Below are 13120 nucleotides of genomic sequence, written 5' to 3'. Positions count from 1 at the left end.
TGGGTGGAAAGGAGCTTTTATGAACTTAAGGAAAAGAATATTAGCCGCTTTAATGGTAGCGGTACTTTCATTGTCGTCCTTGCTTATCAATCCTTCACCAATCAATGCAGTAGCGGGAGGCGCGGCTGTATCCGCACAGACCTTAGGAGTTACCGACAGAAGTGCTTTAAATGAGACAGATATTGTTTACATGGTTTTAACAGACCGTTTTTATGATGGGAACCCAGCCAACAATGGAACACTGAATGCAGAATACCGCCCGGGTGAGTTAAAATATACTCAGGGAGGGGACTGGGTAGGATTAAAATCAAAGCTTAACTACATCAAAAATCTTGGTGTGACGGCAATCTGGATTTCACCGCCATCTGAAAATGAGCTGTTAAGCCGGGATGGAAGCGAATCCGGTTACCATGGATATTTTACAAAGGACTATTACAGCCCGGATCCTCATTACGGAACTAAACAGGATCTGATTGACCTGGTAGATGAGGCACATAATTTAGGTCTTAAGGTGATTTTGGATGTGGTACCAAACCATATGGCAGATTATCTGGAACCTTATGCTTCTTCCTATTCATCTCCCAGCTATCAGCCTGCGGCGCCCTTTAATAATCCATCCTGGTTCCATCAAAACGGAGATATCTTAGATTGGAACGATGAGTGGCAGGTACAGAACTGTGATTTGGGTGGACTTGATGACATCGACCATTCGAATCCGGCTGCACGGGCGGCAATTAAAGATGTGTATAAGATGTGGGTTGACGATACAGGAGTGGATGGCGTCAGAGTAGATGCGGCAAGATCGGTGGACAAAAACTTCCTGAGGGAGTTTGAGGAATATCTTGGGGTTCCAAGCTTCGGAGAAATCTTCGTGGGAGATGTTGACTATGTCAGCGATTATCAAAATTATGAATGGGGTGTACTTGACTTTCCACTGTTTTTCCAGGCACGGGAAGTATTTGCAAATGATGCAAGCTTTTATAATGTGAAGTCTATTCTAGACCAGGATTACAAATATAATAATGTGAATCGTTTAGTAACATTTATTGATAATCATGACAGGGACCGTTTTTTATGCCTTGCAAATGATAATTACCAAAAGCTTCGTCTGGCCCTGACCTTTTTGTTCACCACAAGAGGAATTCCGGATGTATACTATGGCACGGAGCAAGAGTGCTACGGTGGAGGAAAGCCAACGGAATGGGCTGGAATCGCAAATAAGGAAAACAGGGAGATCATGCCAGGATTTTCAGAGGATGGAGAAATTTTCAAGTATATCCAGAAGCTCACCAGCATCAGGAAGGACTATGCCTGCTTAAGCAACGGAACCCAAAGGGAAATGTGGGTGGAAGATAATATTTATGCATATTCCAGAAGGGATGATAGTACAGGACAGGAAATCATTACTGTAATAAATAATGGGACAAGCAATGAGACAAGAAACATTCCGATTCGGGCAGAAAGCTCTATTTCCATCGGAACAAAGCTTACCAACTTGTTGGATACTGCTGTCACAACAAATGTCATAAGCGGCTCTGTTACCGGAAAACAGATTTCATTGACCATCCCGGCAAAAACAGCTTATGTGTTTACTATAGACAATGTATCACCTTATACACCGCCGGCAAAAACAATTACGACCATCCGTGTGCATTATGATGTGGGGCTTGGCAATACTATGTACCTTAGAGGAGGCAGTTATCCGCTTTGGTGGGATAAGGGCAGGTCGATGCTTAATATTTCTTCGGATGTTTGGGTTTATGAAATTGAGCGTTACGCTGCAGGGGAGGTCTTTGAGTTCAAGCCATTAATTAATGATACCACCTGGTCAAGCGGAAACAATTTCATTGGAGTAGGTGGACAAACAATTGATATTTATCCGAATTTCTAGGGGAGTTTTTATAGTTGTGTCACGCTAAAATTAACTACCTGTTATGCAGGAGTGTCCCCAAATAGAGTTAGCCTCAAGTATAAAAACCTCCTATGTTATACTGGGTGTAGGTTTGCCAACCACACAAAAATCGCATAGGAGGTATTCTTATCCATTTTGTATACTTCCAAAGTACAGTATAATATAGGGAAAAGTTCGCACTTGATATTTGAAAGGCATCCCAATATGGTTTTTGTAATGACTTTCTATAAAATAAATTAGGATAACTTGGTGAATATAATAAATTTTGCGTCATCCGACCGAGAAGGCTGTTCATGGACGACTAGAGCCTCAATGGCAAGTATCGCTTTCTGCGATACTTGCCATTGAGGCTCTACCAAGGACATGCCGTACGAGGGAAAGGTAGCAAAATTTATTATATTCACCACGTTATCCTACAAAATATAAATTTAGTCATTACAAAAACCCAATTAGCACTTTCTGAGTTCTTTACAACCTACCAGGCAAAGCGTCCTACTGCGATAAGTTTAATACTACAATATTACACCATCTCTGAATATGGATATATCTTTATAACCATAAATTTCATTCTTTGTTTTTTCTCCGGAAGCCACTTTTAGTAAATAATCAAAAAAGTCTTCGGATACTTCATCAAAATTCTTCCCTTCTACAAGCTTACCTGCATTATAATCAATCCAGTGCTGCTTTTTCTCAAAAAGTTTGGAGTTAGAGGATATCTTTACAGTCGGGACAGGGGAACCGAAGGGATTTCCACGTCCGGTTGTAAATAAAATCATTTGAGCGCCGCTTGCAACTAAATTGGTACAGGATACCTGATCATTACCGGAGCCGGTAAGAAGGTTAAGCCCATTTTCCTTTTTGGGCTCGCCATAATTTAGAACACCTACTACCGGTGCGTTTCCGCCTTTTTGAATACAGCCTAAGGACTTATCTTCTAAAGTGGTTATGCCGCCTTTTTTGTTCCCTGGTGAAGGGTTTTCATAAATGGTCTGATTATATTTTTTAAAGTAGTTCTTATAGTTATTTATCAAATGAACTACGTCTTCAAAAACTTCCTGGGATACTGCCCGTTCCATTAATAAAGTCTCTGCACCAAACATTTCAGGAACCTCAGTGAGGATGGTAGAACCCCCTTGCTTTACCAGGATATCATTAATTTTACCGCAAAGAGCATTGGCAGTAATTCCAGAGAATCCATCGGATCCCCCGCATTTAAAACCAAGAACTAATTTATCTGCGGATACTTTTTCGCGTTTCATTTTAGAAGCATAGTCCGTAAGTTCTTCCAGTAATCTTAATCCTTCCTCGTATTCATCCTCAACCTCTTGGGTAACTAAGAATTTTACCCGGTTGGTATCATAGTCTCCTAAGACTGGTTTAAAATTGTCTAAATCATTATTCTCACAGCCAAGGCTTAATACTAGAACAGCCCCTGCATTGGGGTTATTGATAATACCCTTTAAAAGCTCCTGGGTAGTTTTAAGGTCATCTCCTAACTGGCTGCAACCCATATTATGTGTATAAGCAAAGATACCATCGGTCTTTCCGCCATATATAAGATTTCCTTCATCCGCTAACAGTTTGGCAGTGTTATTAACGCAGCCAACTGTCGGTATGATCCAAACCTCATTACGTATTCCTACACTTCCATCGGGACGTACGTAACCATTAAAATACTTGTCCTTCTTTATTTCAGAAAATTGTTTGAATATTTCTTTATTAGGATGATATTCGTATTCCAGCAAATCACTTAAATTGGTTTTGACATTGTGGGTATGAACATGTTCCCCTTTTGTTATATCGGCAGTGGCATGACCGATGGATTGACCATATTTAATAACATGTTCTCCTGCTTTTATATCCTTTAAGGCAACTTTATGTCCAAAAGGTATATCTGTACTTAAGGCTATGGTAATAGAACCAAGGGTATAAGTTTCGCCGGCTTTTAAATCTTTTACAGCTACAGCTACACTATCTGTATCTGATATTAAAATTAATGCATTCTCAGATTGTGCCATATTCATTCTCCTATTCCTCATTCTTTTTGCTGTTTCTTAATTTACTCGTTTTTATGTTCAATACTGCTTTTAAAAACTTTTGGATAGTTCTTGTAACGTTGAAATAATCAAAATTATTTTGAAACAATTTCTTTTACTATGTCACGAATGTTTCCATTTTCGATTTTCACTAAATAATCAGTAACTTTCTCTGTAAGACCGGTAATCTTAGTTAAATCTTTTCCGCTCCAGAAAGCAGTATTAGAAAGTACAGCTTCCGGTATGTCTTTTACGTCCTTCTTGGTCCAGATATCATAGAAGAAATCAATTACTTCACCATCATCTTTTATTTGATATTCAGTACCATCCGCTCTCTTGCCCCAATATTCCATACCGCGTTTTTCTCCCTTATAGAATTTAATAAATGCAGCCAGAGAGAAGCATAACGCTTCCGGTAATTGGGATTTACGTTCAACATATTCCAAGATAGTTGGAAGACATCTGGCGTTAAATTTGGAGCAGGAGTTTAATGAAATATCAAGGAGCTTATGTTTAATATATGGATTAGCAAAACGGGCCCCTACTTCATTTGCAAAGGATACCAATTCTTCTTTAGGAAGATCCAAAGTTGGAATTACCTCATTAAAAATGACTTCATTTAAATAAGCTTCAAATACTTCGTCATTCATAAAGTCCCCAACGAAATTATGTCCGGAAAGGTAAGCTGCCAAAACAGTAGAAGTATGAGCACCGTTTAATATACGGACTTTTCTCATTTTGTAAGGGGTAACATCTTCAGTCCAAAGTACATTGGCATCTGTTTTATGAATTGGAAGAATGTCAGCCCATTCTTTTTTACCTTCAATTACCCATAGGTTAAATACTTCACTGGTAGTTATAATCTTATCCTGGTATCCTAATTTCTCTTCGAAATAGTCGATTTGATCCTTTGGATATCCGGTAACTATACGGTCTACCAAAGTATTGGTAAACTTGTTGGCATTCTCAACCCAGTTCATGAATGCTTCACCTAAGTTCCAATCCTTTGCATATTGCAGAACAATACGTTTTAATTCATCTCCGTTATAGTCGATTAATTCCACCGGAAGGAATAATAAACCTCTTTCCATATCCCCATTAAATGCTTTGAATCTTTCGTAAAGAAATACAGTAACTTTTCCGGGGAAAGAAGAAGGGGGAGTATCCGTTAGTTTATCTTCCGGCTTATAGGCAATACCTGCTTCCGTAGTATTGGATATAACAACTTCAAGGTCTTTGCTTCTGGCAAGTGCTAAAAAGTCTTCATAATCGTTGTAAGGGCTGATGCATCTGGAAACAGAAGTGATTTGCTCGATTCTTTCAACAGGTTTACCATTCTCAATACCTCTCATGGCAAGGGTATAAATTCCATCCTGGCTATTGATAATATCACACAGACCATTTCCGATTGGCTGACAAAGGACAATGCTTCCCTGATATATACCATCTCTGTTGGCTTTATCAATCATCCAGTCAGCAAAGGAACGTAAGAAGTTTCCTTCACCGAATTGAAGAATTTTTTCAGGATAATTACCATATACCTTTTCTGTTGTTTCGTTAATTTGTTTCATTTCTAAGATCCTCCTATATGAAATTATGATTACCTGTATTATAATGTTGATTATACACCATGTATACATTGTTGTATACAACAAAATGCAAAAAAATATAAATTTGTAGAAAAAGTGTTATTCTTAGCTGAAAGGGAAGAATTAAATAATATTTCTTAACTTTCAGCTAAGAATAACACTTAACAGAACTTATCTAAATAATACTTGTCAAAAGACTGCTTGCGGGAAAATACTTATTATTATAATTTAGAAAATAATAAAATTATAATTCAAACCCACCGGACAGTATAACATTAAAGGCGGCATCTTTACTTGCCATCAGATGTGCTTCCAAAGTGTCAGCAGCTTTCTTATAATTTCTTTTTATAATCTCATTAGCAATTTCAATATGTTCTATCTGGGTTTTTTCTAAACGATCTTTATTCAAACTACCGCTTAAGATTCTAAGCCTTGTATTTTGTGCACTCATATTTTTATAACACTGTATAAAATATGGGTTCTCACTTGAACAGACAATTAATTTATGGAAGGCATCGTCTAACTCGTGAATCCTAGTCAGATCGGCGGAACTGGAAGTGGTAACCAACTTAATTAGGGAATCGCTTTCTGAAATTATATTTTTTAGTTTATTAAAATGATCATCATCTATTCGATTGCCATAAGTTGCAAGAATATAAGGTTCTAAAAGAACTCTTGTCTCATAGATCATGTTAATTTCATTTATATTTAAAGGTGCAACAACAACTCCCTTTTTGGGAAGGATCTTAATCAGGTTTTCCTGCTCTAATCTGCTTAAGGCATCCCTAACAGGAGTTCTGCTGACATTTATCTCCTTGCATAACTGCTCCTCATTTAAATAAGAATTAGGAGCATATTCACAGTTTAATATTTTGGTACGAATGGTTTGATAAGCCTGCTGCTTTAAACTTACTTTCACTTTATCCTCAATTCTGGCGCTATAATGCCTTTTTGATTTCAATTAATTTTTTAAATTAAGTTATATTGAAATTTTATAATATCATATATGTATACATTTGTGAATATAGGATTTTAACAATATTATTTTAATTGTTTCTATATCAGTACCGGTAAAAAGCAATAGATGTATACAACATTAATAGCATTGAATAAGTATTTGGAAAAAGCTATAATAAAATTTAAAAAGATGTCCCAGGAGTATATTTGTATTGAGAGTATAAGATAGATTGATTAAAAGATACCTATGGCAAGCCATATTTAAGATATTAATCCACTATTTTTGGTGGGTACATTGGATATGGCTGTAAAAAAGAATATTCCTGTCAGGAAGAAGTATGGACAGACAGTTTTCAGACAAATGAAAGCACTTGATGACAAGATTACAGATTAAAATATTGCTATGCTATTACCACAAGGAGATGATATAAAAGATGGAATGGTTACAATCATTAAATCGTGCAATTGACTTTATGGAGGAACATTTAACAGATAATATTACCTGTGAAGATGTAGCTGAACACATTTATATTTCAAGCTTTCATTTTCAAAGAACCTTTAATTTACTGACCGGATTAACGATTGGTGAGTATCTTAGAAACAGACGGTTATCATTGGCAGGACAGGATTTGCTAAAGGGTAATAATAAGGTAATTGACGTTGCATTAAAATATTGTTATGAAACGCCGGAAAGTTTCTCGAAAGCATTTAGCAGATTTCATGGAATAACACCAAATCAGGCCAAAAAGGAAGGCTCCGTTTTAAAATCATTCAATCCCCTTGTTATAAAAATTAAATTAGAAGGTGGTAGTACAATGGATTACAGAATTGTTAAGAAAGATTCCTTTAAGTTAGTAGCAAAAACAAGATTATTTTCTAATGAGACTTCTCAGACAGAAATACCAAAGTTTTGGAGTGAATATTATAATACCGGTTTGGCTAATAAAGTGTGTGGTATGATGGGAATTTGTTTACAGTCTAAGAATGATGCAAGGACTTGGAGCTATGGTATCGGCTGTGAGGAGAAATATGTAAAGGAGATACCGGAAGATTTTGAAATACTGGAGATTCCTGCCTATACATGGGCAATCTTTACCTGTGTGGGACCTATGCCTGATGGGATTCAGAATATGTGGGAAAGAGTTTATAGTGAGTGGCTTCCCCAGGCTGATTATGAACTTATTTCAGATTATGATATTGAGTATTATACCGAGGGAGATAACACGAAGGAAGATTATGTTTCTGAGATATGGATACCTGTAAAGGAAAAAAAGAACCGGATTTAGAAGGGATATATCAGATAATATACTGATGTAAAGTATGAAAGAGGACCGATTAAATTGGTCTTCTTTTTTTGCAATTAAAGTTATCAATTCGGATAATTTTATTGTTATTAGTAAATTTTGGATATATAATATAAGTAGGTATTTTCAATGAAAGATAATACTAAAATAGCTGAAAGGATTGGATAATGTAATGGAGAAGGGTAAGTTTCAAACCAGCAGATTTGAAAGGTTGTCCTATGGGGGATTTTTCTTGGGGCAGAATATTATTTATGTAATACCATTTCAATTTTTAGCTTATTTTTATCTGGAATATGTAGGATTGAAGTTAGAAGATGTTACCTTTATGCTTCTGATAGCAAAAGTATGGGATGCTGTAAATGATCCTATTATGGGTGCCATCGTTGACAAGTGTAATTTCAAAAAGGGCAAATATCTTCCCTGGCTTAAGGTTGTGACCTATTTATTACCTTTATCTTTAGTTCTCATGTTTATAAATCCCGATACATCCTACACTATAAAATTATTCTATGCTTATGCCACTTACATATTATTTGATATGATTTATACCATATCGGATTCACCTTTGTTCTCTTTGTCTACAGTTATGAGCAGTCTGCCTTATGAAAGGGATATACTTATGTCTTATGGCAGATTTGCAGCGGCAGTTGCTGCAATACTCAGCGCTGTCTTTATGAGTATCAAAGAAAAAGCGGACTGGACATTAACGGTGGTAATTTACTACTTTGTGGCATTTCTATTTATGTTCCCCTTACAATTTAAAGCAAAAGAACGTGTGGAATATTCTCGGAATAAGGACATTACATTTAGAGAAATATTCAAATATCTTTTTAAAAATAAATATTTATTAATCTATTATCTTGGTTATATGGCAATTGGCTCCACCAACTCTCTTCAAATTATGGCGGCCATCTTTGCCAATTCAAATCTTGGAAGCGATACCATGGTAACGGTTATCATGGGTGTTTCCATTCTGCCTATTATTATCATTGCTCCATTTTTACCAAAGCTTATTAATAAGTTTGGTAAGAAAAAGATTACTGTGTTTTGTTCCGTTGCTACCATTATTATGTGTGTAATTCAATATGCTGCAGGATATGATAATCTAATTGTCTTTTTGATTCTTTCAGCTATCCGTGTGGTATTTATGCAGACTCCCCTGATGTTATACGGAATGTTTACAGCAGATTGTATTGAATACGGTGCTTATATTAATGGAGAAAGAACGGAAGGTATTGCTTTCTCTTTACAAACCTTTATAACAAAGCTTTCCGCCGCCGTATGCCAGACTTTGTGCCTTGCTTTACTCAGCGTATTTGGGTATGCAGAACAGGCAGCAACGCAGTCTGCAAAAAGTTTACACGGCATATGGATAATTTTGAGCCTGATGCCTATTGCAGGATATGCCATTATGATTATAATTATGGGAATCTATAAACTGGATGAGAAAAAAGTAGAAGAAATGTTGGAACATAATAAGAGGAGGGACGGCAATGTCTGATAAAGAAAATCTTCCTGCAAAAGAGCACCGGGAGTATATAAAACCGGAAAATCTAAGTACCATAAAGGAAAGGGCAGAAGAATTGGTTTCTCAAATGACTGAGGATTCTTTCTATATGAAACAGAATAAGCTTAATTACAACAGCAAAATAAAAGATATTTACGCTAACCCCATTGGTCATGACGTACTTTATAAATTACTGCTGCAATTAAATAAAAGTGAAAAGTTAATTAGGAATCCTATCATAAAAAATCTTCCCTTAAAAACAGTAGTAGCTCTTACAAAGAAATCCCTGGGAAAAGATTTTTTTGATGTTCTGCTGGAGCTATTAAACATTGAATCGGAGCATCCTTATACCCTGCAAAAAGGTATTGAACCAAAATGGTGGAAGGAGGTAGTTTTTTATCAGATATATCCCAGAAGCTTTATGGATTCCAATGGTGATGGTATCGGAGATCTAAAAGGAATTATTTCGAAGCTGGATTATTTAAAAGAACTGGGAGTGGATGCTATCTGGCTTTCACCTATTTACGATTCTCCAAATGATGATAATGGTTATGACATTAGAGACTATTATGCCATTATGGGTGAGTTTGGCACTATGGAGGATTTTGACCGTCTTTTGGAGGAGGTACATAATAGGGGTATGAAACTAATCATGGACCTGGTGGTTAATCACACCTCAGATGAACATCCTTGGTTTCAGGAAGCTATTAAGAATCCGGGATCAAAATATAAAGAGTATTATTTATTTCAAAAATCAAAGGATAAAAATCCTCCTAACAACTGGACTTCCTTTTTTAGCGGCCCTGCATGGAATTACTATAAGGAATTGGATGAATGGGCCCTTCATTTGTTCTCTAAGAAGCAAATGGATTTAAATTGGGATAATGAAAATGTAAGAAAAGATATTCAACAGATGATTAGCTGGTGGCTATCAAAAGGAGTGGATGGCTTCCGTTTGGATGTAATTAATTACATTTCAAAAAGGGAAGGCCTGCCATGGGGGAATAAAACGGTTGGAGAATTAATGGGGTACTACGGAATTGAAAACTACTATTATGGACCAAATCTACATAAGTATTTAAAGGAAATCAGGTCAGAAGCCTTTGAACCTTTTAAAGCTTTTAGTGTAGGAGAGACACCGGGAGTTGGAATGGAAATGAGCAAGCTGCTTACGGCTGACTACAGACAGGAATTGGATATGGTATTCTCTTTTGACCATCTGGAAACACCGGGACATGTCCGTTTTAATGACTATGAGTACGATCTAAATTATTTAAAAGAATATTTCATTCATTGGATGGAGGATTATGGAGATGCCTGCTGGATGTCCTTATTCTATGAAAATCATGATAATCCCAGAATGATATCCAAAGTAAACAAGAATCCGGCTTATCGCAAGCCATTGGCAAAACTGCTGGCAATGATACAATTAACTTTAAAAGGAACTCCGTTTATCTTTCAAGGTCAGGAAATTGGTTCTGTAAATAAGGCATTTCAATCCGCCACAGACTTAAGAGATGTGGAAAGTATTAATTTGTATAAGGAATTAATAGAAAAATCAAGTGCCGAAGATGCTTTCCGGGAAGTATTAAGTGGCAGCAGAGACCATGCAAGAACACCGATGCAATGGAGTGATAAAAAGAATGCCGGTTTCACTGAGGGAATCCCTTGGATAGTAACCGATGAAGACTATAAACAATGGAATGTGGAAAAACAGCTGGAAAATGAGGATTCCGTTTTAAACTTTTACAGACAATTAATACAGTTTCGAAAAGAGCATAAGGCACTTATTTATGGAAGTTTTGAAGCCGTCAATAAGAAGAGGAAAGATAGTTTCACTTACTATAGAAGAGGAGAAAAGGAAGAGTTTTATGTAGAATGTAATTTAAGCAGTAATACTATAAAAAGGAATACCTTAGCATCAGGATATGAATTGATTTTATCCAATTACAGTGAGCCGGCAAAAGATTTAAGACCTTATGAGGCAAACTTATATAAAGTGTAAAGGAAAACCATCTTCTCAGATGGAAGACCATATCTACCATTCTGAAGAATTCCAACATGTGAATCCATTGGAATTCTCATGTTGAACTTCTTCATCTATTATTTGAGTTGCCAAAGCCACATCATGTTTGGAAGTGTGAAACAGAGAAATCAGTTTCTAATAATAATGTTTAAATAGGAGGGGCTAGTTATCATAGTCCCTCAATCATTAAAACATCAGGACTGTAAACCGCTGTTATTATTTAATTTGTATTTACAATGGGGTGAATTCAGTGTATAATAAACGTGGTGAGTTGTTAAGAAAATAACAGAGTTTTCTAAGAACGAACCACGTTAATGTGAATGAGTAAAGCTAGATTGAATTAAAAAAGTTATCGTGCTGAGCACAAGGATACTTTCCGAGTGAAAAGGCGAGAGTATATATAGGAATAGCCCCTGTAACAAATTTTTATATTTACTACAGGTAAGGCTATTATATCTATGATACCCAATCCTTGTGCCACCCCGGCCGAGGATTTTTTTATTTAACCTCATCAGGTAAGGACTTGCCTGTTTCAGCAGGAGTTTAAGCTCCTGCTGAAATGCCACGTAGTGGCAATGAGGTTATAAAGCAAGCAGCGAAGCGGATCACGAATATCCCCTTTGACGGTTTCTGATTCATACTACTACCAATTTTAAGAAAGCGAGCTGACTATGGCAAATATAAAAGCATTGATTGATACTTTAGAAGCACAAGGCTGTTTATCCAGAGAAGAATATATAGAATTGCTGTCTAATTACTCGAAAGAAGATGCAGAGTATCTCAAAGAAAAGGCCCGTAAAATTGCAAATAAATATTATGATAATAAAATCTATACCAGAGGTTTAATTGAATTTACAAATTACTGTAAAAATGACTGTTATTATTGCGGTATACGGCGAAGCAACAGGAATGTAGTCCGTTACCGCCTGACCAAAGAAGATATACTAAGCTGCTGTGAGCAAGGATATGATTTGGGTTTTCGTACTTTTGTGCTGCAAGGCGGAGAGGATGGACATTTTACAGATGATATGCTGGTTGACATCATTACAGCTATTAAAAAAGGTTACCCTGATTGTGCCCTGACCTTATCCCTTGGAGAAAGAAGTTATGAATCGTATAAAAGATTTCGTGAAGCGGGGGCAGACCGTTATTTGTTACGGCATGAAACTGCCAACGAAGAACACTTTGGGAAGCTCCATCCGGCTAATCAAACCTTACAGAATAGAAAGGAATGCTTAAGAAATCTAAAGTCCTTAGGTTTTCAAGTTGGCTGTGGGTTCATGGTAGGTTCCCCTTATCAAACTATGGAGAATCTGGCAGAAGATTTACTTTTTGTAAAAGAATTATCCCCTTCCATGATTGGAATTGGGCCATTTTTACCTCATCATGAAACGCCCTTTGCAAAGGAAAAAGCGGGTTCTTATGAGCTCACGCTGGTATTATTAAGTATATTACGATTGATCGCTCCAAACGCATTAATACCGGCAACTACCGCATTGGGAACCATTAATCCTTTAGGAAGAGAGAATGGCATATTATCCGGAGCCAATGTAGTTATGCCAAACTTATCTCCGGTTTCTGTCCGTAAACAATATGAACTTTATGATAATAAAATATGTACCGGTGACGAAGCTGCTGAATGTAAATTCTGCCTGCAAAACCGCATGAACCGGATCGGATATGAAATAGTAGCAGAACGGGGAGATATGAAGCCTCTATAATAAAATCAGTATAATTATTATAAGGATACTTATAAGTTTGAAAACGGTTATAAATATGAATTTTTAAA

At 36.5% G+C, this 13120-nt stretch carries 8 protein-coding genes; 5 read left to right on the top strand and 3 right to left on the bottom strand.

Annotation, left to right across the window (positions count from 1 at the left end; translation table 11 throughout):
• Nucleotides 1-19: 19 nt before the first annotated feature.
• Nucleotides 20-1891 carry an alpha-amylase family glycosyl hydrolase gene (locus BM183_RS04305; protein ID WP_091684686.1) on the top strand — a complete coding sequence of 624 codons (1872 nt, stop codon included), beginning with the start codon at nt 20-22 and terminating at the stop codon, nt 1889-1891.
• A gap of 533 nt (nt 1892-2424) precedes the next feature.
• On the opposite strand, the gene BM183_RS04300 is transcribed toward BM183_RS04305, so the two are convergent.
• The 3 genes from BM183_RS04300 to BM183_RS04290 all read right to left on the bottom strand — a co-directional run bounded on the left by BM183_RS04300 (nt 2425) and on the right by BM183_RS04290 (nt 6456).
• A complete protein-coding gene (locus tag BM183_RS04300; protein WP_091684684.1) occupies nt 2425-3930 on the bottom strand; it encodes a UxaA family hydrolase in 1506 nt (501 codons plus the stop codon).
• Between the two features lie 113 nt (nt 3931-4043).
• A complete protein-coding gene (locus tag BM183_RS04295; RefSeq protein WP_091684683.1) occupies nt 4044-5519 on the bottom strand; it encodes a tagaturonate reductase in 1476 nt (491 codons plus the stop codon).
• A 262-nt stretch (nt 5520-5781) separates the two neighbouring features.
• A complete protein-coding gene (locus BM183_RS04290) occupies nt 5782-6456 on the bottom strand; it encodes a GntR family transcriptional regulator (protein ID WP_170847883.1) in 675 nt (224 codons plus the stop codon).
• A 472-nt stretch (nt 6457-6928) separates the two neighbouring features.
• On the opposite strand from BM183_RS04290, the gene BM183_RS04285 reads away from it, so the two are divergent.
• The 4 genes from BM183_RS04285 to hydE all read left to right on the top strand — a co-directional run bounded on the left by BM183_RS04285 (nt 6929) and on the right by hydE (nt 13052).
• Nucleotides 6929-7780: an AraC family transcriptional regulator gene (locus BM183_RS04285; protein WP_091684680.1), complete on the top strand. Its 852-nt coding sequence runs from the start codon at nt 6929-6931 to the stop codon at nt 7778-7780.
• A gap of 190 nt (nt 7781-7970) precedes the next feature.
• Nucleotides 7971-9299 carry an MFS transporter gene (locus BM183_RS04280; protein ID WP_091684678.1) on the top strand — a complete coding sequence of 443 codons (1329 nt, stop codon included), beginning with the start codon at nt 7971-7973 and terminating at the stop codon, nt 9297-9299.
• The gene (locus tag BM183_RS04275) at nt 9292-11310 is read left to right on the top strand and encodes an alpha-glucosidase (RefSeq protein WP_242960845.1); all 2019 of its coding nucleotides are present in this window, start codon (nt 9292-9294) and stop codon (nt 11308-11310) included. Before BM183_RS04280 ends, BM183_RS04275 begins: the two co-directional genes overlap by 8 nt.
• Nucleotides 11311-12002: 692 nt before the next feature.
• Entirely contained in the window at nt 12003-13052 is a 1050-nt protein-coding gene (gene hydE / locus BM183_RS04270; protein ID WP_091684676.1) for a [FeFe] hydrogenase H-cluster radical SAM maturase HydE, read from the top strand.
• The last annotated feature ends 68 nt before the right edge of the window (nt 13053-13120 follow it).

This window comes from Anaerocolumna aminovalerica (genome assembly GCF_900115365.1).
GTDB classification, from domain to species: Bacteria; Bacillota; Clostridia; order Lachnospirales; family Lachnospiraceae; genus Anaerocolumna; species Anaerocolumna aminovalerica.
The sequence above is the reverse complement of the archived record's forward strand: the minus strand, read 5'-3'. Positions and strand labels throughout refer to the sequence as shown.

Bases quoted from the DNA above. Each gene is read 5' to 3' on its own strand.
- BM183_RS04305 (WP_091684686.1), top strand. From the start codon at position 20: ATGAACTTAAGGAAAAGAATATTAGCCGCTTTAATGGTAGCGGTACTT.
- BM183_RS04275 (WP_242960845.1), top strand. From the start codon at position 9,292: ATGTCTGATAAAGAAAATCTTCCTGCAAAAGAGCACCGGGAGTATATA.
- BM183_RS04300 (WP_091684684.1), bottom strand. From the start codon at position 3,930: ATGGCACAATCTGAGAATGCATTAATTTTAATATCAGATACAGATAGT.
- hydE (WP_091684676.1), top strand. From the start codon at position 12,003: ATGGCAAATATAAAAGCATTGATTGATACTTTAGAAGCACAAGGCTGT.
- BM183_RS04295 (WP_091684683.1), bottom strand. From the start codon at position 5,519: ATGAAACAAATTAACGAAACAACAGAAAAGGTATATGGTAATTATCCT.
- BM183_RS04280 (WP_091684678.1), top strand. From the start codon at position 7,971: ATGGAGAAGGGTAAGTTTCAAACCAGCAGATTTGAAAGGTTGTCCTAT.
- BM183_RS04285 (WP_091684680.1), top strand. From the start codon at position 6,929: ATGGAATGGTTACAATCATTAAATCGTGCAATTGACTTTATGGAGGAA.